The organism is Cryobacterium sinapicolor, from assembly GCF_004403465.1.
In the GTDB taxonomy this organism is placed as follows: Bacteria; Actinomycetota; Actinomycetes; order Actinomycetales; family Microbacteriaceae; genus Cryobacterium; species Cryobacterium sinapicolor.
In genome coordinates this window covers 1-20451 of sequence record NZ_SOGQ01000034.1, presented here as the reverse complement: position 1 = coordinate 20451, position 20451 = coordinate 1, and the positions used below count along the sequence as shown (strand labels likewise).

General features: G+C 69.7%; 18 protein-coding genes. 12 read left to right on the top strand and 6 right to left on the bottom strand.

Translation table 11 applies throughout. The features are described 5' to 3' along the window. Positions 1-124: 124 nt before the first annotated feature. The 5 genes from E3T28_RS07300 to E3T28_RS07280 all read left to right on the top strand — a co-directional run bounded on the left by E3T28_RS07300 (position 125) and on the right by E3T28_RS07280 (position 7214). Complete coding sequence (locus E3T28_RS07300) at positions 125-445, top strand: WhiB family transcriptional regulator (protein WP_134429361.1); 321 nt, start codon at positions 125-127, stop codon at positions 443-445. Between the two features lie 145 nt (positions 446-590). Continuing rightward, positions 591-3746 carry a glycosyltransferase gene (locus E3T28_RS07295; RefSeq protein ID WP_134429359.1) on the top strand — a complete coding sequence of 1052 codons (3156 nt, stop codon included), beginning with the start codon at positions 591-593 and terminating at the stop codon, positions 3744-3746. Further along, a complete protein-coding gene (locus E3T28_RS07290; RefSeq protein ID WP_134429357.1) occupies positions 3736-5193 on the top strand; it encodes a DUF5719 family protein in 1458 nt (485 codons plus the stop codon). Before E3T28_RS07295 ends, E3T28_RS07290 begins: the two co-directional genes overlap by 11 nt. 21 nt (positions 5194-5214) lie before the next feature. Next, positions 5215-6153: an MTAP family purine nucleoside phosphorylase gene (locus E3T28_RS07285; RefSeq protein ID WP_134429355.1), complete on the top strand. Its 939-nt coding sequence runs from the start codon at positions 5215-5217 to the stop codon at positions 6151-6153. Next, positions 6150-7214 carry an NAD-dependent epimerase/dehydratase family protein gene (locus E3T28_RS07280; RefSeq protein ID WP_134429353.1) on the top strand — a complete coding sequence of 355 codons (1065 nt, stop codon included), beginning with the start codon at positions 6150-6152 and terminating at the stop codon, positions 7212-7214. The genes E3T28_RS07285 and E3T28_RS07280 overlap by 4 nt, the downstream gene beginning before the upstream one ends. 165 nt (positions 7215-7379) lie before the next feature. Here the strand turns inward: E3T28_RS07280 and E3T28_RS07275 are convergent, their stop codons facing one another. Together E3T28_RS07275 and E3T28_RS07270 are read right to left on the bottom strand one after the other, a co-directional pair. Next, positions 7380-8546, bottom strand: a complete 1167-nt coding sequence (locus E3T28_RS07275; protein WP_134429351.1) for a sensor histidine kinase — start codon at positions 8544-8546, stop codon at positions 7380-7382. Next, complete coding sequence (locus E3T28_RS07270; protein WP_241979216.1) at positions 8543-9295, bottom strand: response regulator transcription factor; 753 nt, start codon at positions 9293-9295, stop codon at positions 8543-8545. The genes E3T28_RS07275 and E3T28_RS07270 overlap by 4 nt, the downstream gene beginning before the upstream one ends. 120 nt (positions 9296-9415) lie before the next feature. Here E3T28_RS07270 and E3T28_RS07265 point away from each other — a divergent pair, with 120 nt between their 5' ends. The 3 genes from E3T28_RS07265 to E3T28_RS07255 are packed head-to-tail and all read left to right on the top strand — an operon-like array spanning position 9416 to position 11429. Then, positions 9416-10084, top strand: a complete 669-nt coding sequence (locus tag E3T28_RS07265) for a glycosyltransferase family 2 protein (protein WP_134429349.1) — start codon at positions 9416-9418, stop codon at positions 10082-10084. Further along, on the top strand, positions 10081-10737 hold the full coding sequence (locus E3T28_RS07260; protein WP_134429347.1) for a TIGR04282 family arsenosugar biosynthesis glycosyltransferase: 657 nt from the start codon (positions 10081-10083) through the stop codon (positions 10735-10737). Before E3T28_RS07265 ends, E3T28_RS07260 begins: the two co-directional genes overlap by 4 nt. Continuing rightward, the gene (locus E3T28_RS07255; RefSeq protein WP_134429345.1) at positions 10734-11429 is read left to right on the top strand and encodes a class I SAM-dependent methyltransferase; all 696 of its coding nucleotides are present in this window, start codon (positions 10734-10736) and stop codon (positions 11427-11429) included. The genes E3T28_RS07260 and E3T28_RS07255 overlap by 4 nt, the downstream gene beginning before the upstream one ends. On the opposite strand, the gene E3T28_RS07250 is transcribed toward E3T28_RS07255, so the two are convergent. Then, positions 11378-11899, bottom strand: coding sequence for a hypothetical protein (locus E3T28_RS07250; protein WP_134429343.1), 522 nt, complete (start codon positions 11897-11899; stop codon positions 11378-11380). The genes E3T28_RS07255 and E3T28_RS07250 overlap by 52 nt on opposite strands. Further along, the gene (locus E3T28_RS07245) at positions 11896-13203 is read right to left on the bottom strand and encodes a molybdopterin-dependent oxidoreductase (RefSeq protein WP_134429341.1); all 1308 of its coding nucleotides are present in this window, start codon (positions 13201-13203) and stop codon (positions 11896-11898) included. Before E3T28_RS07245 ends, E3T28_RS07250 begins: the two co-directional genes overlap by 4 nt. 112 nt (positions 13204-13315) lie before the next feature. Here E3T28_RS07245 and E3T28_RS07240 point away from each other — a divergent pair, with 112 nt between their 5' ends. Next, positions 13316-14710: a glycosyltransferase family 87 protein gene (locus E3T28_RS07240; protein WP_166786955.1), complete on the top strand. Its 1395-nt coding sequence runs from the start codon at positions 13316-13318 to the stop codon at positions 14708-14710. Positions 14711-15283: 573 nt separating this feature from the next. Here the strand turns inward: E3T28_RS07240 and E3T28_RS07230 are convergent. After that, positions 15284-15964, bottom strand: coding sequence for a hypothetical protein (locus E3T28_RS07230; RefSeq protein WP_134429337.1), 681 nt, complete (start codon positions 15962-15964; stop codon positions 15284-15286). 211 nt (positions 15965-16175) lie between these two features. Continuing rightward, positions 16176-16628, bottom strand: a complete 453-nt coding sequence (locus E3T28_RS07225; protein WP_134429335.1) for a metallopeptidase family protein — start codon at positions 16626-16628, stop codon at positions 16176-16178. 44 nt (positions 16629-16672) lie between these two features. Between E3T28_RS07225 and E3T28_RS07220 the strand changes: the two genes are divergently transcribed. The 3 genes from E3T28_RS07220 (at position 16673) to E3T28_RS07210 (ending at position 20024) form a co-directional block, all read left to right on the top strand. Then, on the top strand, positions 16673-16906 hold the full coding sequence (locus tag E3T28_RS07220) for a DUF3499 family protein (protein ID WP_134429333.1): 234 nt from the start codon (positions 16673-16675) through the stop codon (positions 16904-16906). After that, positions 16903-18399 carry a phosphohexomutase domain-containing protein gene (locus tag E3T28_RS07215; protein ID WP_134429331.1) on the top strand — a complete coding sequence of 499 codons (1497 nt, stop codon included), beginning with the start codon at positions 16903-16905 and terminating at the stop codon, positions 18397-18399. Before E3T28_RS07220 ends, E3T28_RS07215 begins: the two co-directional genes overlap by 4 nt. 140 nt (positions 18400-18539) lie before the next feature. Further along, entirely contained in the window at positions 18540-20024 is a 1485-nt protein-coding gene (locus E3T28_RS07210) for an amino acid permease (protein WP_134429329.1), read from the top strand. The last annotated feature ends 427 nt before the right edge of the window (positions 20025-20451 follow it).

The window sequence follows — 20451 nt, the reverse complement described above, 5'->3', positions numbered from 1 at the left end:
GTCGAAACTCTCCAGCGAATATTGAGGGTTTACTATCTGCGACTTGACGGCAAGGAATTACACGGCTGTAATTAGGGCTGACGCGTAATTTCGGGGCAAGTATTGCAGTGGGGTGGGTGACGATTTGGCGCTATCAGAGTCTCGTGCCGGGGTGCCGGAGGACTGGTTCATTGACCCGGTCCGACTGGGCGTGCCCGGAGTTCGCAAGGAAGCGGGCGACGGCGATCCACTGTCCTGGCAGTCGGACTCGCTTTGTGCGCAGACCGACCCGGAGGCGTTCTTCCCCGAAAAGGGAGGGTCGACCCGCGATGCCAAGAAGATCTGCTCCTCCTGTGAGGTGAGAACCCAGTGCCTGCAGTACGCGCTCACCAACGATGAGCGGTTCGGCATCTGGGGCGGCCTGTCCGAGCGGGAACGGCGCAAACTGCGCAAGCGCGCCAGCTAGGCCCAGGGCGGGCGCTCGAACGCCTGCCGCACGCGAATCCGGCCCCGAAGCCGGCAGCAGCGAACCGGAGGCGAGGCCGTGTTTTTCAGGCTCGCCCCTCAGATTGCTCCTCATCGGGCCCGATCCAACCTAGGCTGTTCTCCATATGCATGCCAGAGTCACCGCCATCCTTGTTGCCCGTAACGGCGCTAAACACCTCGAACGCACGCTCGAGGCGCTGAGCCGCCAGACGCGTCAACCCGACGTCGTGATCACGGTCGACTGCGGATCGACCGACACCACGGCGGCGCTTCTGGCTGCCCACGCGCCGACGCACTTCATCTCAGCGGATGCCGGGATCAGCTTCGGAGAGGCCATCGCCGCGGCCGTGCGGGTGATCGCACCCGCGGAGAACGACCGGGAAATGCTGTGGCTCCTCGCTCAGGACAGCGCGCCGGAACCCGGCGCCCTCGCGGCCCTGCTCGGCGAACTGGAGATTGCGCCATCCGTCGCCGTGGCCGGCCCGAAGGTCATGGACTGGGATGCCGGCGACTACATCCACGAATTCGGGCAGTCCCTGACTCCCGGCGGCGCGACCGTCACCTTGGTGGAGAGCGAACTCGACCAGGGCCAGCACGACGGCATGAGCGACGTGCTCGGCGTGAGCGCCGGCGGCATGCTGGTGCGCCACCTCGTCTGGCAGCAGTTGGGCGGCTTCGACCCGGCCCTGCCGTCCGCGGACGACTCCCTCGACTTCTGTGTGCGTGTGCGGATGGCCGGCTACCGCGTCTCCGGCGTCGCCGCGGCCCAGGTCGCCTCGGCCGGCGACGGCGTCGCCGGCACCAGCGGCTCCTCCCGCGGCCGCGCACGTCGGAAGCGTCTCCGCGCCATGCGTGCCGCCCAACTGCATCGCCGCCTCGTCTACTCCCCGCGCTGGATGATCCCCGTGCACTGGCTGGGACTGGTTCCCCTCGCGTTCCTGCGCTCGTTCGTCCAACTGCTGCAGAAGGAACCCGGCGCGATCCTGGGCGAGTACTCCGCCGCGTTCGCCGCCGCGTTCAGCGGGCTGCGGGTGAGAGCGGCCCGCCGCCGCTTCGCCGCCACCCGCACGTTGGGCTGGTCGTCGATCGCCTCGTTGCGCGTGCCCACCGTCGAGGTGCGCCGCCGTCAGGCGCTCCGCCGGGAGGCCAGCCTCACCGGCGTGAACGGCGAGGTCCCCGAAATCCGCTTCATGTCCGGCGGTGGCGCGTGGACCGTGCTCGCCGCACTGGTTGCGGGGCTGATCGTTCTGGCGCCGCTGATCGGAGCCCGCACCCTCACCGGAGGCGGGCTGCTGCCGCTGTCGGACACTCCTGCCGACCTCTGGGGGAGCATCGGCTACGGCTGGCGCGACATCGGCCTGGGCTTTGTCGGCGGAGCCGACCCGTTCGCGTCGGTGCTGGCGGTACTGGGCTCGCTCACCTTCTGGTCGCCGTCCTTCTCCCTTGTCCTGCTCTTCTTCCTCGCTCTGCCGCTCGCTGCCCTCGGCGCCTGGCTGGCGGCGACCCGCCTCACCGAGCGCGCGTCCCTTCGCGCCGTCGCCGCCGTGCTCTGGATGCTCGCGCCCACCTTCCTGAGTGCCCTCGCCGCCGGGCGCCCGGCCGCGATCCTCGTGCACCTGCTGCTGCCGTGGCTGTTTTTCGCCGGGTTCATGGCCGCCCGCTCCTGGTCGGCCTCTGCCTCGGCGGCCCTGCTGTTCGCCGCCATCGTCGCCGCGGCGCCATCGCTTGCGCCCGCGTTGCTGGTGGTCTGGCTGATTGCCATGCTGGTCAGCGGCCGCAGCGTGATGCGGTTCATCGGAATACCGCTGCCGGCCCTCGCCCTCGCGGCGCCGCTGATCTGGGACCAGGGATTGCGCGGCAACTGGCTGGCCCTGCTGGCCGACCCGGGCGTGCCGCTGCCCGGCCCCGACGTCTCGGTAGGGCAGCTGCTGCTCGGCTTCCCTGCCGGCCAACTCGGCGGCTGGACCCCGCTGCTCGAGTCGCTCGGGCTGCCCGGCGTCGACGCGTCGGTGCTCGTGCCGGTGCTCCTGATCCCGCTGGCCGTGCTCGCCCTCCTTGCCCTTTTCCTGCATGGGGCCCGGGGCGCGAGCTTCGCGCTGTTGACCGCACTGCTCGGCGTGGGCACGGCCCTCGCCGCCAGCCAGCTCTACCTCATTTCAGTCGGGGGCCAGTCGGCCGGCATCTGGGCCGGCACGGGGCTGAGCCTCTACTGGCTCGGACTGGTCGGCGCGGTCGTCTTCGCCCTGCGCGGCATGCAGCGCTTCGCCATGGCCCCGGCGGTCACCGCGATCGTCCTGCTCGTGATCGTCGTGTCACCGCTGGTCGCAGCCCTGCCCCTCGGCACCAGCGTCGTGGCCGAGGGCATCGACCGCACCCAACCTGCGTTCGTGACCGCCGAGGCGCAGACGGATGCCCGGGTCGGCACTCTGCAGATCGTGCCACAACCCGACGGCGGCATCCTCGCGACGATCGTGCGCGGCCCCGGTGCCACCCTGAACACCCAGTCCACCCTCAGCAGCACCGACAGGGCCCTCAGCCCGCGGGAGGAGGAACTGGCCACCCTGGCCGGAAACCTCGTCTCTCGAAGCGGGCTCGACGCCGCGGCCGGTCTGGCCGACTTCGGCATCCGGTTCGTGCTGCTGCGCCCGGCCGTCGTCACGCCGGCCGCCCCGGGGGTCACGGACGCGGTCAGCCCAGCGGCAGCGGAGACCGCCGGTCGCACCACAACCGCCCTCGACGGCAACGCCGCCCTGTCCCCGGTGGGCGACACGGTCTTCGGCCGACTTTGGCAGTACGAGGTGACGGATGCCTCGGTCGCCACCACGGCGAACGGCGCCGTTCCGGCCAACGCCGGCGGCACCCTCGGCCTGGTGTTCTTCCTGATCACCGCGCTCGTGATCGGCGCCACCGTGCTGCTCTCGATCCCGACCGGCGCGGGGCCGGAGGCGGTGCGCCAGGCCAGTCGCGAGGCCATCCGCAACACGGCGAAGGCCCGCACCAGGGAAAACAAGCGCCTCGCCAAGGCGGCGGCCCGCAAGAAGCCGGCGCCCGGCTTCCGGCCGTCCGCGGAACGCGCCGTTGCGTCCGCTGTTCCCGGCACGACCGAACCCGGCACGACCGAACCCGGCACGACCGAACCCGGCACGACGGAACCCGGCACGACGGAACCCGGCACGACGGAACCCGGCACGACCGCCGGAGCCGAACGGGAAACGTCAACCGACATCGCTCCTGACGCCGAAAGCGGCGCCCGCTCGGAGGAACACCACCATGTCCAGTAAACGCGGAATCGCCCTGCTCGGGGCGCGGGCGGTGGCCGGACTCGTCGGTCTCGGCGTCGTCGTCGCATCCGTCGGCGCCGCCACCCTCGTCAGCTGGCCCACGGTCGAGAAGAAGCCGTCATCCGTGATCGTGTCCCCGACACCGAGCGAGCAGCAACGAGTCTGCCCGGGGCCGCTCCTTGCGCTGGCCGAGGATTCCAGTCAGGCCCAGGCCACCAGTTCCATCGACAGTGCCGCAGCAGTCTCCGGCGCCCACCCGGCGGCGGGCGAGTCGGGGTGGATCGACCCGGAGGCCACCGGTATGGAGGCCCCGGACAATGCGAACGCCGAGTCGTTCGGGGCTCCGCTGCTGCTGCGCGTGCCGACCCCGCCCGGCTCGGAGGCGGCACCGCTGGTCAGCGGCAGCCAGTCCCAGATCGCCGGCAGCGAAACGCTCGGCGGCCTGGCCGTCGCGGGCTGCGGAGAGGCTGCCGGCGACAACTGGCTGGTCGGCGGCTCCACCGACATCGGTCGAACCAGCCTGGTGCTGCTCAGCAATCCGACCACCGTCGTGGCCACCGTCGACCTGGCCGTGTTCGGCGAGACCGGGCCGGTGGACGCTCCCGGCTCCACCGGCATCCTCGTGCAGCCGGGCACCCAGCGGGTCGTGTCTCTCGCCGGACTGGCCCCCAACCTCCGCTCGCCCGTCGTGCACGTGCTGTCCACGGGTGGCCAGGTGGCGGCCACGCTGCAGCAGAGCATCGTGCGCGGGCTCGAACCCGGTGGCGTCGACCTGGTCGGACCCTCGAGCGGCCCCACCGAAGAGCAGGCCATCGCCGGCGTGGTTGTCTCCAACGCGGCCGGATCGGATGCCCCCGACGAGGTCGGAGGCCTCAGCGACGACGTGACCTCGGTGCGGGTGCTCGTGCCCGGCGCCGTGGCCGCCACGGTGCAGGTCGGCGTGACCGGTGCGACCGGCCAGGCGGCCGGGACCTCGGTGCAGGTCGACGTGCAGCCGGGGGTGGCCACCGAGGTGCCCCTGACCGGGCTCGTACCCGGCACCTACTCCCTGAAATTGATCGCCAGTGAGCCGATCGTCGCCGCGGCGCAGAGTTCGGCGGCAGGTTCGGCCGGTCGCGACTTCGCTTGGTTCGCGTCCTCCGACGCCCTCGCCGACGAGTTCCTGGTGGCCGCCGCCGCCGGGCCGTCCCCCCAGCTGAACCTGGTCAACACGGGCAGCGCCGACGCCGGCTACACGATCAGCCCCGAGAACGGCGCGCCCAGCACCGTGACGGTGCCGGCCGGCGGCTCGGCGACGGTGCCGCTGGAACAGTCGCAGCGCTACCTTGTCTCCGGCGGAACCTCGACCGTTGCCTCGGTGTCCTACGCGGGCGACGGACTGCTCGCCGCGTTCACGCTGAACCAGGCCGGTCCGCTGGCGGCCCCGATCCGGGTCTACCCCCGCTAACCGCGAACCTCTGGAGCCCCCGTGACCGAGACCACCAACGCTGCCCGGCCCGCCGCCGACCAGCGCACGCCCGAAGACGTCGCCGTCGCCGTGATCGGCGGGTCCGGGTTGTACCGGCTGTTCGACGTCGGCACCGTGACATCCGTCGACATCATCACGCCCTACGGCCCTACCTCCGCGTCCATCACCATCGGTGTGCGGGCCGGCCGGCGGGTCGCATTCCTGCCCCGGCACGGCGGCGACCACTCGGTGGCGCCGCACCTGATCAACTACCGGGCCAACATCTGGGCTCTGGCGTGGCTGGGCGTGAAGGCCATCATCTCCTCCTCGGCGGTCGGCGGAGTCAGCCCCGACTATCCGCCCGGGATGCTGGTCGTCACCGACCAGTTCATCGACCGTACCTCGGGGCGCGCCGACACCTTCTTCGACCAGGGCACCGTCGCGCACCTGGCCGCCGCGGACCCGTTCGATCCCGAGCTGCGCCGGCTCGCCGTCGACGCGCTCGCGTCGTTGGAGGAGGACTTCGCGCCGACCGGCACCTGCGTCGTGATCCAGGGCCCACGGTTCTCCACCCGGGCGGAATCGCTCTGGTTCCGCGCCGCGGGCGCGCACACCGTCAATATGACGCAGTACCCGGAGGTCGTGCTGGCCGCCGAACTCAACATCGGCACGGTCAACCTCTCCTTCGTCACCGACGCCGACGCGGGCCTGGCCCCCGCCCTCGACGATGCGGCCGACCCGGACGCCGTCTCCGCCGACCTGGTCTTCACGCGCCTCCGGGCCGCCCAGCCGCGCATCCTGGCCGCGATCGACGGCATCCTGCGCGCCCTGCCCGAGCAGTTCGCCCCCCGCATGCTGATCGCTCCCGAGCAGGTCAGTGCCGTGCTCGATCGCCGCCCTGCGTCTGCCGACGGTTCCCCTGCCGACACCGACGCCGCGTCGGCCGGAGCCGACAAGTGACGCGGCGCCTGCTCGTTACGGGCGGTGCCGGTTTCATCGGCGGCGCGATCGTCGCCGGCGCGCTCGCCCGCGGCTGGCAGGTGCGTGTGCTCGACTCCCTCCGCAACGACGTGCACGGCGGGCTTCCGGTGCTGCCCGACGGGGTCGACATCATCGTCGGCGACGTGACTGACGCATCCGTCGTCACCCTCGCCCTCCGCGACACGGATGTCGTCTGCCACCAGGCCGCGAAGGTCGGCCTCGGTGTGGACTTCGCCGACGCCCCCGACTACGTGCACAGCAACGAGGTCGGCACTGCCGTGCTGCTCGCCGCGATGACCTCGGCTGGGATCGACCGGCTCGTGCTGGCCTCGTCGATGGTGGTCTACGGGGAGGGCAGCTACTGCGGACCGGAGGGCTTCACCCGTCCGGGACCGCGCCGCGAGACCGATCTGCAGCGGGGCGTGTTCGACCCCGTCGACGAGGCCACCGGCGAGCCCCTCGAGCCGCTCCTGGTCACCGAAGACGACCCGCTCGACCCGCGCAACGTCTACGCGAGCACCAAGTTGGGGCAGGAATACCTCGCGTCGGCGTGGGCCCGGTCCACCGGCGGCCGGGCCGTGGCCCTTCGGTACCACAACGTCTACGGGCCGGGGATGCCGCAGAACACGCCCTACGCGGGCGTCGCGTCGTTGTTCCGCTCGGCCCTGGAACGCGGCGAGGCCCCGCGGGTCTACGAGGACGGCGGCCAGCGCCGCGACTTCGTGCATGTCGCCGACGTCGCTTCCGCCAACCTCGCCGCCCTGGACTGGACCGCCGGTGCCGAGCCGTCCACCTTCCGCCCGTTCAACGTGGGCAGCGGTGTGGTGCATACGATCGGTGAGATGGCCGCCGCCCTCAGCCGGGCCACCGACGGCCCGGCCCCCATCGTCACGGGGCAATTCCGGCTCGGCGACGTGCGGCACATCACAGCGTCCTCCGAACGGCTCCGCCGCGAACTCGACTGGGCGCCCGCCGTCTCCTTCGAGGAGGGCATGCGCTCCTTCGCGACAGCGCCCCTGCGCGCCGCCGTCACCCGGTAGCCCGGTAGCCCGGGCGCCCCGCCGTCACCCGGTAGCCCGGCGTGAACCGATTCGACGGAGATTTTGCTGAGAAGCGGCATTTCCGGCGCTTTTGGTGTCGATTCGGGCAAAATCTCCGTCGAATGCGATCGGTGCGATCGGTGCGATCGGTGCGATCGGTGCGGGTCAGGTCGCAGCGGCTGGATGCTGCGGCAACAGCACCTCGAACCGGCATCCGCCCGGAACATTGAACACGCGCACCTCGCCGTGATGCGCCTGGACGATCCCCTGCACGATGGCCAGCCCGAGGCCCGCGCCGCCGGTGCCCAGCGGTTCGGCCGCCGGGGTGCGCGGACCGCTCGCCCGCCAGCCGGCCTCGAAGACCCGGCCGAGGTCCCGCTCCGGGATGCCGCCCGCGGCATCCGTCACCGAGATCACGGCGTGGTCTGCGGCACCGGCGCCCGAACCGGCGCTGGCCGTGACCGAGACCACGATCGCGCTGCCGGCCGGCGACTGCTGGATGGCGTTCATGACGAGGTTGCCGACCACCCGGGAGAGCTCGCGCGGGTCCGCGAGGATCGTCAGCCTGGTCTCCCCGGCGAAGCGCAGGTCGAGCGACTTGGCCTGCGCGATCGGCCAGAGCCCGGCGACCGTGTCGCTGATCAGGTCGTAGAGCGAGACCGGCTGCAGCGTCAGGCGCAGGGTGCCGGAGTGGATCTTCGACAGCTCGAACAGGTCGTCGACCATGCCCGTGAGCCGGTCCACCTGCCCGCGCATCTGCGTGTAATACCGGTCCGGGTCCTCGGCCATCCCGTCTTCCAGGGCTTCGGCCATGGCACGGATGCCCGCCAGCGGCGTGCGCAGGTCGTGCGAGATCCACGCGATCAGCTCGCGCCGTGACTCCTCGATCTGGTTCTCGCGGGCGCGGGATTCGGCGAGCCGTTCCCCGGTCGCGGCCAGCTCCCCGGCCAGCGCCGTGAACTCGTTGTTGCTCTGCCGGTCGGTCGACGCGACCCGTTCCCCACGCCCGATGCTGGCCGCGGCCGAGCGCAGGGAGCGGCTGTCCCGGGCGAGTTGCCGACCGAGCACCGCAGCCATCGCCAGCGACACCAGTCCGGCGACTCCGGCCACGGAGTAGAAGACCGTGAGGTCGTGCCGGGACACGTACATCTGCGAGGCGACCGCCGCCATCCCGCCGACGACCGACACCACGGTGGCGAGGGCGATCACCATCAGTTGCAGCACCAGGGAGGTGCGGGAGAGCAGTCGCAGGGTGAGCAGGCCGGCGCCGCCGACGACCACCGCGCAGGCCAGAGCGAACAGGGAGGCGGCGGGAAGCACATCCGGTGTCATAACGGCCGCCCGGTCAGAGTCAGCGGAACCGGGTCGAACCGGTAGCCGACACCCCAGACCGTGTTCAGCAGCCGAGGCTGCGCCGGGTCGGCCTCGATCTTCTCCCGCAGCCGGCGCACGTGCACGGTGACGGTGGACAGGTCGCCGAACTCCCAGCCCCAGACCGAGCGGAGCAGGTCTTCCCGGCTGAGCACGGTGTGCGGCCGCCCGATCAGGTAGGACAGCAGGTCGAATTCCCGCGTGGTGAGTACCAGCGGCTCGCCGCGCAGCCGCACCTCGTGCGCCTGCGCGTCCAAGTCGAACTCGCCGGCCGAGATCAGCCCGGCCGGAACGACGGTCGCACTGCTGCGCCGCAGCACCGACTGAACCCGCAGCACGAGTTCGCGGGGGGAGAACGGTTTGGTCAGGTAATCGTCGGCGCCGGCCTCGAGACCGTCGATGCGGTCCTCTTCCTGGTTCAGGGCGGTCAGCATGATCACCGGGATCTCCCAGTCGGCACGGATGCGGCGGCACACCTCGATGCCGTCCAGAAGTGGCAGCATTCGGTCGAGCACGACCAGGTCCGGACGCAGCTGCTCGGCCGTCGCCAGCCCGGCCAGGCCGTCCGCCGCCTCGTCGACCACGAACCCGGCCGCCCGCAGGTACCGGCAGACGATCTCGGACACCGTCGGATCGTCGTCGACAACCAGGATGCGGCGCTCGTGGGGCGGTAGCGGGCGTGAATCGCTCGGGGGCAGGGAAGAGGGCACGAGTTCAGGATAGGGCGGCGGGCACCGGGTGTGCCGGGTTGGAGCCGGCGACCCCGTTTCTTCCTCAGTCCGTAATCTCTTCTGGTGTTTCGGGGGAGCCTGCCCCCCTAGGGTCGATTCATGACTGTGATCCAAGTGGACCTCGTGCTGCCGTGCCTGAACGAAGCCGGCGCCCTGCCCTGGGTGCTGTCGCGCCTGCCGGAGGGGTATCGGGCCGTCGTCGTCGACAACGGCTCGACCGACGGATCGGCCGAGATCGCCGCCGCGGCCGGCGCCCTGGTCGTGCACGAGGCCCGCCGAGGCTTCGGTGCCGCCGCGCACGCGGGACTCCTGGCCGCCACCGCGCCGATCGTCGCCTTCTGCGACGCCGACTCCTCGATGGACCCGGCCGAGCTGCCGCGCCTGGTGGACCCCGTGCGGGCCGGAACGGCCGATCTCGTATTGGGCCGCCGCCTACCCGCGACCGCCGCCTCCTGGCCGCTGCACGCGCGCATCGCCAATTCCAGTCTGTCCTGGCGTCTGCGCCGAATAACAGGGGTGAACATCCATGACCTCGGGCCCATGCGCGCCGCGCGCCGCGAATCCGTGCTGAACCTCGACCTGCAGGACCGCCGCAGCGGGTATCCGCTGGAGATGTTCCTGAAGGCGGCGGAGGCGAACTGGCGCATCCTGGAGGTCGATACCTCGTATTCGCCCCGGGTCGGCCGCAGTAAGGTGACCGGCACCGTGCGCGGCACCCTGACCGCGGTCCACGACATGTCCGCCCTTCTCCGGGAGACGCGCCGATGACGACCATCGTCGTGATCGCCAAGGAATGTCTGCCGGGACGCGTGAAGACCCGGCTGCACCCGCCTCTGAGTCTCGAGCAGGCCGCCGAACTGGCGGCGGCCAGCCTCGACGACACCCTCGCCGCGCTTGCCGCCCTGCCCGCGACCCGCCGCATCCTGGCCTTCGACGGCGTGATTGCGCCGCTCGCCGCAGCCGGTTACGAGATCCTCCCTCAGGTGGAGGGCACCCTCGACGTGCGGCTCGCCGCAGTGTTCGACGCCTGCGAGGGTCCCACGGTGCTGGTCGGCATGGACACCCCGCAGCTCACCTCCGCCCAGCTCGAACCCGTCTTCACCGACTGGACCGACGACGTGGACGCCTGGTTCGGCTTCGCCGACGACGGCGGCTTCTGGGCGCTGGCTCTGAATGACCTGGCCGATGCCCGCGTTCGAGGTGACCTGATCCGCGGCGTGCCGATGTCCCGCGACGACACCGGGGCGCTGCAGCTGAAACGGCTGACGGATGCCGGCCTGCGCGTGAGCCTGTTGCCCACCCTCACCGACGTGGACACCATCGATGACGCCCACCGGGTGGCGGAGATCGCGCCCACCGGTGGATTCGCCGAGGCCCTGACCGCCATGACGGCACCGAGCACGACGGACGGGCTCCGATGAAGCTGGTTCCCGCGCTGCTCGAGGGGGAGTGGGCGCCCGAACCGACCACGTTCGGCGCCGGCGGGGCGGAACCCTATGCTGCCGCGCTGAAGAACGCCGACAACGTGCTCTACCTGCGCCGGGCGTCTTCCGGCGAGCACGCCACCATCGACGCCGGTCGGTGGAGCGCCGACGCCGATGACACCGACCTCCGCCTGCTCGACGGGATCACGGGACCGGTTCTCGACATTGGCTGCGGACCCGGCCGCATGGTGCGGGCCGCGATGGGGCTCGGCCTGACCGCGCTCGGCCTGGACGTCTCGGCGACCGCCGTGCGCATGGCCGCCGACGCCGGCCTCGACGTGCTGCAGGGCAGCGTCTTCGACCCGCTGCCGCGGGAGGGAGCCTGGGCTGCCGCGCTGCTCGTCGACGGCAACATCGGGATCGGCGGCGACGCCTCCGCTCTGCTGGCGCGTTGCGCCGAACTGCTGGACCCGAGCGGTGTGCTGCTGGTCGAACTCAGCCACGACGCGGCCAGGGACGACAGCTACCTCGGCACGATCGAGGATTCAACCGGGCTCCGAAGCGCGGTGTTCCCCTGGGCGGAAATCGGCATCGACGGCCTCCGCGACCGAGCCGGGGCGGCCGGTCTGGTCGTGACTCAGGACTGGCGGCTGGACGGCCGCTGGTTCGCGCGCCTGCTGCGCGCGTAGATGACGACCGACCAGACCGTCGCGACCAGGGCGACGACCACCCAGAACAGGGCGAGGTTCCGCCCGTAGTCCAGCGGAAGGATGCTCGGATTGTTCGAGGAGAGCGACTTCGCCACGATCGCGGGCACCACGATCAGCGTCATGATCGAGCCAACCACGATGGCGCCCTGCACGACCAGCACGATCGTGCCCGCGACGCGGCGCCCTGCGCGGCGCAGCAGAATGCCGGAGAAGAATACCAGGGGCGCCAGCACGGCGTCGTGCAGCACGATCGCCGCGCCGATCCAGAGCGCCACCCCGGGCAGTCGGGTGAGGCGCACGGTGTCGAACAGCACGTAGAGGCCGAACAGGAGCCCGGCCGTGCCGATCAGGATCAGGCTGGTGCGCACCGCGCGCATCCGTCGGTCGACGGTCGAAGGGAGAGCGCCTGCGGCGCTCGTTCCTGTGGTGCTTGTGCCTGGGGTGCTCATGCGGTGATCGCCTCTATCCGGCTCAGCCATTTGGTTTGCAGTACTCCGGGCCGGCCCGGGGCGATCATGCGCGCCGGGTAGCCGTGCTGCAGGTCGAGCGTCTCACCGTTCAGCTCGAGCGCCACCAGGGTCAGCGGGTCCCGCACGTATTCCGGTCCCATCTCGGTCTTCCTGAAGCTGCCGCGCTCCTCGAGGCTGGTCAGGCGAAAGGATGCGCCGGCGTCGGCGCCGACCAGGTCGGCCAGTTCCGACAGGCGAACCCCGCGCCAGACCGCCAGCTGGCTCCAGCCCTCGACGCAGGCGATCGGCAGCTCCACCTCGGTCTGCGGCAGGGCCTCGAGTTCGGCCCGGCTGAAGTTGCGCTCCACCCCGCCGGCGGCGAGGGTGAGCACCCAGCCGGCCGCGGTGGCCGACGCGGTGACCTTCGCCTGCTCGGCCGTGCGGTTGACCGGAACGCCCTGCTGGCCGACGCCCTTCTTGCGCGGACCGAACACGTTCACAGCGTCGAGGGGCGCAAAGGTCTGCCCGGCGGTCAGCCCCACCACGGCCGCGCAGGCGACTCCGACGGTGGTGAGGAAGCCCCGGCGGCTCAGCGCCCTCGCGTCCGTCGCGGGCTTCGCCTCAGTCAAGGCCTTCGCTCCGCCCACGGCCGAGGGCGTGGCGTCGATCCAGGCGATCATCCGGCCCGTCACCCCGGACGGCCGGCTGCTGCCCCAGAGTCGCACCGCTTCGACGTCGGCCGGGGTGTCCGCCTCGCTCGCGGCATCCGTTGCCTCGTGCTCGGCGGCGGCACGGCCGCTCCAGAACCGGGTGATGACCGGCAGCTTGATGCCGATGTGTAGAACCAGCAGCCCCACCAGCACCCAGCCGAGGGCGTAGTGCACCTCGCGGAACGGGAAAGGCCACGGGTACCACTTGTAGGTGTTGACCAGGCCGATGGTGATCTGCACCAGGGATGCACCCACGAACAGGGCGATCGACGCGCGTTCGAGCAGGTGCAGAAACGATTTCACCGGTGGGGACGCGAACAGCTCGGGGAAGACGATGTAGAGCTTGGCCAGCAGCAGCGGGAAGCAGGCAATGCCGGCCACGATATGCGTGCCCTGGGTGAACTGGTAGAGCGACGCCGGCCGGGTCGCGAACCGCATCCACGGCAGCGGCTCCTGCAGGAAGTGGCTGTACAGGCCGGTTCCGAAGCAGACGATGAACGCGGCGCCGAGCAGCCGGCCGATCACGACCGCCATTCGGGGATTGCGCACGGGGGAGGCCAGCGCGCGTCGGGCCTCGTACATCATTCGCCTCATGGATCCATTGCATCATCCGGAACGCCCGAAGAGACGGCGCAATCCTTACGGTCCGGTGACGCGCGCCCGGGTCGGTGGCGCCCTTGTGCCCGGATTCCGTCAGGATGGGGGAGTGCGTATCGCCGTTGTCTCCCTCCTCCTTGCCGCCAGTGCGGCCCTGACGGCCTTCAGCGTGCTGTCGTACGACCTGTTCAAACCGGGACGCGACACGGTGCCCCTCGTCATCTGCACCGCCGGGCTGTGGCTGCTCTTCGCGCTCGCCGTGCTCGTGCTGCGCGGGGTGCGGGGCCGGGCCGTGGTGGTGCTGATCCTGGCCGGTTCGGTCGGGATCGGGGCCGCGGCCATGGTGGGCCCGCCGAACACGAGCACGGACTCCGCGCGCTACGCCTGGGACGGCATCGTGGCCATGGAGGGCATTTCGCCGTATGCCTACACGCCGGCCGACGACCGGTTGGACGCCCTGCGCCCCGACTGGCTGTTCCCCGGCCCGGTGCTGTCCGAGGCCGGAGAGCCCGTGTGCGTCGGCGAACGCATCCAGACGGCGCAGAAATCCGAGTCGGGGGACATCCTCTGCTCGGCCCTGAACCGCACCGGCGTGCCCACGATCTATCCCCCGGCGGCCGAGATCTACTTCGCGGGCGTGCGGGCGATCACAGGCCCGGATGCGGAGTACTGGCCGTTGCAGCTGACGGGTCTCCTGCTCAGCGTCGGCACGACCGTGATGCTGCTGGTCGGGATGCGCCGCCGCGGCATCGAACAGCGGTTCGCCGCGCTCTGGGCCTGGTGCCCGCTCGTGGCCACCGAGGCGGTCACGAACTCCCATGTCGACATGCTCGGCGTGGTCTTCACCCTGAGCGCGGTGTTCCTGGTGACCGGCCGACGCTACTGGAGCGGCGGGATCGCGCTCGGCGCGGCGATCGCGACCAAGCTGATCCCCGTGCTCGCGGCCCCGGCCATGCTGCGACGCCAGGGTTGGAAGGTCACCGTGGCGGCCGTGGTCACTTTCCTGCTGCTGTACGTGCCGTATGTGCTGACCACCGGGATCGGGGTGCTCGGCTACCTGCCCGGCTACCTCTCCGAGGAAGGGTACGAGGACGGCACCCGCTTCGCCCTGCTCTCGCTCGTCGCCCCGGGCGGCTCGGCGGTCATCGTCGCGGGCGTGCTGCTAATCGTCATCGCCGTGCTCGTCATCTGGAAGACTGACCCCGACCAGCCGTGGCTCGGCCAGCTCGTCATGATCGGCAGCGCGCTGCTCATTCTGAGCCCGCGCTACTCCTGGTATGCCCTGTTGTTGCTGCCGTTCATCGCCCTCAGCGGCCGCTGGGAATGGCTCCTCGTGCCGATGGCCCTCACTCTGCGCCTTCTGGTCCCGTCGATTCCGCTCACCCGAGTGGCCATCGCAACGGCGATCGTCGTAATCATCGTCATGTCGATCCACCGCGCCCGCCCCGAGGTGGCGCGGCGCCTGTTCCGACCGCTCGCGCGCCTGTCGAAACCCGGCGGTTGAGCCTGCCGAGACCGAGCCTGTCGTATCTGGGCCTGTGGCATCTGGGCGTGTCCGAATCTGGGCCTGTCGAATCCGGGCCTGTCGTATCTGGGCCCGACGAATCCGGGCCCGACGAAACTCAGAACGGTGCCCCTTCGCCCTGATCCGGCTGCCGCACTTTCACCGTCTGCTCCTCCCGTTGCTCACTGTAGAAGGTCTTCATGAGGGACACCCTACGGGCAGCCACTGACATTCGATGGTCCGGCCGGGAGCCCACCGGCGGCCTGTGGATAACCTGATCAAAACCGCATTGTGGAGGAAATGGGGCTCGCCGCAGCGCCTGTTTCCGGCATTTGTCACACGGGCCGGCTACCCGCATCCGACATAACGTGAATGAGGAGATATTCGGGACACTCCAGTTCGGGCACCCCAACCTGTCTGAGCGGCGTGTTGCGAAATTTTCCTCAGTTAGCGTGGGTGGCGACAACGGATGCTGGGCGGGAACCATCGGGCCGCGACGAGCTCGAGCACCGGCAGCAACACGAAAAAGGGCCCGCCGCGCATCTGCGCGACGGGCCCTCGACGAAAGCGGTGTTACTTGGTGGCGACCGTGATCTTCGCGATGCCGACCAGGAGCTGGTCAGCGACGGCATCCGTCATGAACGTGTCGTTGAGCAGGCCGGCGGCCTCAGCCGAGATGTGCACGGTGGTGCCCTCGAGGATGGCGTTGTCGCCGTCCATCTGCAGCGGCTTCAGGGTTCCGCCGTACAGGTTGAAGAGCAGGACCTGGGTGGCGGCAGACTCGCCGTTGACGCTCACGTCACCGAACAGCTTGCTGGAGCCCGGGTCGATCGTGAAGTTGGTCAGTTCGACCGTGGTCTCGCCGGCGGTCAGCGAGAAGCCGGAGCCCTCGTGCTCGATGGAGCCCTGAACGAAGGGGCGGTAGTCCTCTTCGGGGTCGTAGTAGTCCACGTTTCCGCCGGTGATCGGGAAGTGCAGGCTGCCGTCGGTCAGGGTGGCGGTGCCCACGGTTCCGGGGGTGAGGCCGAGGCTGGTCAGCGCCGCAGCGAAGTCAGCGTCGAGGAGAACGGAGGTGTCGACGCCCGACAGCGCGGGGATCGAGGCGACGGCCTTGGGGGTTGCTTCCTCGGAGGAGGAGGAGGAGGAATTCTCCGCCGGGGCGGTTGCATCCGCGGTGGTCGAGCAGGCGGCGAGCCCGGCGATGAGGAGGCCCGCGGTGGCGAGGCTGAGCGTGGTCTTGGTGAATGAGCGCATGAGGAATTCCTTAGGGTCTGTGGTTGGGATTCAGCAGTTCTTGGTGCTGAATGAGGTTCGGTCCCCTCCGGCAAACGGTTTGGAATAAGTTCAAATCAGTGTGAACTCCGGCCGGAAACCCCGCCATTCCGGGGATCCGGGCACAAAAAAGCGGCCGAGCAGAACCCGGCCGCCGGCAAGCGGAGGAGGCAAGCAGAGCAATTAATCGTCCCTAGAAGTGCCGGAACCGATCCGGTGCCAGGTCCCACGGGTCCTTGCCGAGCAGCTCGGCGATCGCGCGGAACACGCAGCTCTCGATCACCATTCGCCGATGCAGGTCGTCGTTCCTGTGCAGCCGGGTCAGCCGCTGGATCGGCAGACGATAGAACACCACGCGACGCTCCGCGGCGTTCACGCCCCAGCGCTCCACCCCGATGCCCGGCAGAACCGAGGCAGGTCCGGCGGCTACCTCGAACGTGACATCGCTCAACTGGTCCGGCCAGACCGAGCGGAGGTAGTCGACGGTGGAGGCCACGGTCATGTCGAAGGTGTCGATGCGCGTCTGCAGGGGCGGCAAGTACGGTCCGGTGGCCGAGCTGCGGATGCCCCGGCCGTGCCGGTCCCGACCGCGCCCGCGCTGAACGGGCGCCGGGGTCGAGGAGGCGGAACTGCGAGCTCGGGACATGCTTCCATCCTAGTTCTGCCGGTTGAACGGGTAGCCTGTAGCCAATGTCATTCCGGCCCTGCTCCCGTGTCGCCTGCCCGGACGAATCCGCCGCGACTCTCACCTTCGACTACGCCGACGCAATGGCCGTACTCGGCCCGCTCGCCGTGCAGCGCGAACCGCACACCTTCGACCTCTGCGCCCGGCACGCGCGGCTGACCGCCGCCCCGCAGGGTTGGCAGCTGGTGCGTCTCCGCACGGTAGATGGGCCGGACACCGAGTCGGGATTCACGATATGAGCGCCCAGACGGATGCCGCCGCCCGCCTCGACGCCGTCGTCGGCCAGGACGAGGTGCGCGGCACGGCCGACCAACCGTTGACCGGTCAGATGGTGGCTGCCCTTGCCGCCGCCTTCGTCGACGAGGTCGGCGCGCGGAGCCGCGAGGTGCTCGTCGGATACGACCGCGGCGAAGCCATCGAACTCGCGGCCGCCTTCGCGCAGGGCGCAAATGCCCGGGGGGCCACCGTCGTCGACCTCGGCGTGTGCTCCACCGACGAGATCCGATTCGGCTCGGGAACCCTGAACGCCCCGGCCGCCCGGATCACGACCTCCTCGCTCACGCTGCTGCGGGCGGGCGCCCAGGAGATCGGTCAGGATCACGGTCTGGGCGGCATCCGTGACCGGGCCGTCGGCTACCTGGTCGAGGGCACGGCACCCGTGGCCACGCCCGGCACCCGCCGCACGCTCGATCTGATGCCCGACTACGCGGCGGGCCTGCGCGCGATCGTCGGGCTCAGCGGCATCCGCCCGCTCACCGTCGTGGTCGACGCCGGCCGCGGAGCCGCCGCGGTCACGGTTCCCGTCGTCCTCGGCGACGGTTCCGGCGCCGCTGCGGAAGGCCGGACCACCCGCGACACGGCCGACACCGCCGGCGACGCCGGCCGAGGGTCACCTCTCACCATCGTGCCGCTCTTTTTCGACCAGGACCCAAATCTCCCGCCGCACCCGATCGACCCTGCCGACCCGACCACCCTCACCGATCTGCGCAATGCCGTGATCCAGCACGCGGCCGACCTCGGGCTCGGCTTCGACCCGGATGGCGGCCGCTGCGTGGTCGTCGACGAAACCGGGTCCGTCGTGCCTGCGTCCGCCATTGGCGCGATACTCGCCCGGCAGGTGATCGCACAGGCGCGCATCGAAACCCCCGACCGGGACCAACTCGTCCTGCACGACCTCACGGTCTCCCGCTTCGTCGCGGAGACGATCGAGTCGAACGGAGCGGCCGCCGTCCCCGTCCCGGTCGGCGGTGCCCCGATGCGGGCGGAGCTGCGGTCCACCGGAGCCGTCCTCGGCTGCGGACACTCCGGTGACTACTACTTCCCCCGGTTCTGGTGCGCCGAGAGCGGTCTCCTCGCGGCCATGTACGTCCTGGCGGAGGTCGGTTTCCAGTCCCGCCCGCTGTCGGCGCTGGCGACGGATGCCATGCCCTACGCCCATTCCGGCGAAATCAGCGTGGCCGTCGACGACCTGCCTGGGGTCTACGCGCGCATCGTCGACGCGTTCACGGGTTCCGCCGACTTCGAGGAGGTCGACGGCCTCACGGCGATCGGCATGACGAGCGTCGACGAACCGTTCTGGTGGTTCAACGTGCGTCCGTCGCACCCCGTGCCGCAACGAGCACCGGAACAGCAGCAACCTCAACCGGTGGTGCGGCTCACCGTGGAGGCCGCGACCCCTGAGGTTATGGTGCGCATCCGCGACGCGGTCCTCGCGCTCGTTGCCGACGACTGACGGCACGTTACGAGCACGTTTCCGCCCGCGAGTCGGTTCCGGCACCCGCATTCGGGCGTCATACGCTGACACACGATTCCCAATGGATAGCAGCCGGCCGCACCGTCGCGGTGGCAGCATCCCACTGAAACTGGAGTGACATGGCCCACCAGACGGACACAGACCGCACTGCCGCGAAGGCGGACGACGGGGGAGGGCGGCAGCTGTCCAAGTCTCTGAAACCGCGCCACCTCTCCATGATCGCCATCGCCGGCGTGATCGGCGCCGGACTTTTCGTCGGGTCCGGCGCCGCCATCCAGCAAGCTGGGCCGGGAATCCTGGTGGCCTATACGGCCGCGGGACTCCTGGTCATCCTGGTCATGCGGATGCTCGGCGAAATGGCGGCGGCGCATCCGGAAACCGGTTCGTTCTCCACCTACGCCGATAAAGCACTCGGTCGCTGGGCCGGACTGAGTATCGGTTGGTTGTACGCCTGGTTCTGGATCATCGTCCTCGGCATCGAGGCCACAGCCGGCGCGGCGATCGTGCACCGCTGGGTGCCCGAGGTCGACCAGTGGGTCTGGGCTCTCATCCTGATGGTGCTGCTCACCGGCACCAATGTCGCCTCCGTCAAGATGTTCGGCGAATTCGAGTTCTGGTTCGCGTCGATCAAGGTGGCCGCGATCGCCGTCTTCCTGCTCCTCGGCGTCGTGGCCATTCTCGGGCTCATGCCCGGGGTCGCCGCCCCCGGCCTGAGCAACCTCACCGGCAACGGCGGGTTCTTCCCCAGCGGCAGCGGAGCCGTCCTCGGCGGCGTGCTCGTGGTCGTCTTCTCGTTCTTCGGCGCCGAAATCGCCACGATCGCCGCCGGCGAGTCCGAGAACCCGGTCGACGCCGTCAAGAAAGCCGTCAAGTCCACGGTCTGGCGCATCCTCGTCTTCTACATCGGTTCTATCGCCGTCGTCGTCACGCTGCTGCCGTGGAACAGCGCCTCGGTGGCCAAGAGCCCCTATGTCGCCGTGATCGAGCTCTATGGAATCCCCGGGGCCGGCACGATCATGGACATCATCGTGCTAACCAGCGTGCTCTCCTGCCTGAACTCGGGGCTCTACACCGCGAGCCGCATGCTCTTCTCCCTGTCCGAACGCGGCGATGCCCCCAAGGCGTGGTCCAAGATCTCCGTCCGAGGCGTGCCGCGCGGCGCCGTCTTGTCCTCCACGGTGGTTGGTTTCATCACGGTGGGCCTGAACTACATCGCCCCGGATACGGTCTTCCTTCTCTTGGTCAACACCTCTGGTGCGATCGCGCTCCTCGTCTGGCTGGTCATCGCCGTGTCGCAGCTGATCCTGCGCCGCCGTATGAGCACGGATGCCGCCAGTCGACTGAGCCTGAAAATGTGGGCCTTCCCCTACCTGACCTGGGTGGCCATCGCCGCGATCGTTGCTCTGCTGGTGGGCATGGCCATCCTCGAACGCACCCGAATGGAACTCCTGATGTCTCTGCTGCTTGCGGGCATCGTGGTCGGCATCGGCCTGTGGAAATACCGCGGCGACCGGGATGCCGTGCACCCCGGCACGGACGGTTCGGTGTCCGACGACGAGTTGAAGACTCTCGACCCGATCAAGAACGCGACTGCCCGGAAGTAGGTCTTTTGAGACGGATGCTGCCTGGTTGTTCTGTCTTTCGGGGTGTGACACGCCCGGGCGGTGTCTGGTTTTGACGGCTGTGGGTGGGGACCGTAATGTATTCAAACGTACCCCACAGGTGCGGAAAGCCGCAGAGCTTCCCGGCCTCATGTGGAACCAAAGTTTTTAGCTTCGTCTCATGCTTGTTCCTGTTTCAGGTGGGTGTGGGGGAGGCCTAAGATTGTAACTTTCTCCGGCTGCGTGTTTGGTCTGGTGGGTGGTGGTTCGGGTCGCTTCGGCGGGCTGGAATTGGCTGCTTTTCCGTGATTTGACAGGGTGTGGCCGGGCAGCTAAGTTATACAAGTTGCCTCGAAGCGACAGCCTAATTTGGGCCTGAAGTCGAGTGCGTCCGATCCTTGAGAACTCAACAGCGTGCACAATGTCAAAT

What these genes read in the sequence shown, in the direction of transcription:
- E3T28_RS07210 (WP_134429329.1), top strand. Translation starts at nt 18,540, where the DNA reads ATGGCCCACCAGACGGACACAGACCGCACTGCCGCGAAGGCGGACGAC.
- E3T28_RS07225 (WP_134429335.1), bottom strand. Translation starts at nt 16,628, where the DNA reads ATGTCCCGAGCTCGCAGTTCCGCCTCCTCGACCCCGGCGCCCGTTCAG.
- E3T28_RS07275 (WP_134429351.1), bottom strand. Translation starts at nt 8,546, where the DNA reads ATGACACCGGATGTGCTTCCCGCCGCCTCCCTGTTCGCTCTGGCCTGC.
- E3T28_RS07220 (WP_134429333.1), top strand. Translation starts at nt 16,673, where the DNA reads ATGTCATTCCGGCCCTGCTCCCGTGTCGCCTGCCCGGACGAATCCGCC.
- E3T28_RS07250 (WP_134429343.1), bottom strand. Translation starts at nt 11,899, where the DNA reads ATGAGCACCCCAGGCACAAGCACCACAGGAACGAGCGCCGCAGGCGCT.
- E3T28_RS07215 (WP_134429331.1), top strand. Translation starts at nt 16,903, where the DNA reads ATGAGCGCCCAGACGGATGCCGCCGCCCGCCTCGACGCCGTCGTCGGC.
- E3T28_RS07290 (WP_134429357.1), top strand. Translation starts at nt 3,736, where the DNA reads ATGTCCAGTAAACGCGGAATCGCCCTGCTCGGGGCGCGGGCGGTGGCC.
- E3T28_RS07295 (WP_134429359.1), top strand. Translation starts at nt 591, where the DNA reads ATGCATGCCAGAGTCACCGCCATCCTTGTTGCCCGTAACGGCGCTAAA.
- E3T28_RS07245 (WP_134429341.1), bottom strand. Translation starts at nt 13,203, where the DNA reads ATGAGGCGAATGATGTACGAGGCCCGACGCGCGCTGGCCTCCCCCGTG.
- E3T28_RS07255 (WP_134429345.1), top strand. Translation starts at nt 10,734, where the DNA reads ATGAAGCTGGTTCCCGCGCTGCTCGAGGGGGAGTGGGCGCCCGAACCG.
- E3T28_RS07230 (WP_134429337.1), bottom strand. Translation starts at nt 15,964, where the DNA reads ATGCGCTCATTCACCAAGACCACGCTCAGCCTCGCCACCGCGGGCCTC.
- E3T28_RS07260 (WP_134429347.1), top strand. Translation starts at nt 10,081, where the DNA reads ATGACGACCATCGTCGTGATCGCCAAGGAATGTCTGCCGGGACGCGTG.
- E3T28_RS07265 (WP_134429349.1), top strand. Translation starts at nt 9,416, where the DNA reads ATGACTGTGATCCAAGTGGACCTCGTGCTGCCGTGCCTGAACGAAGCC.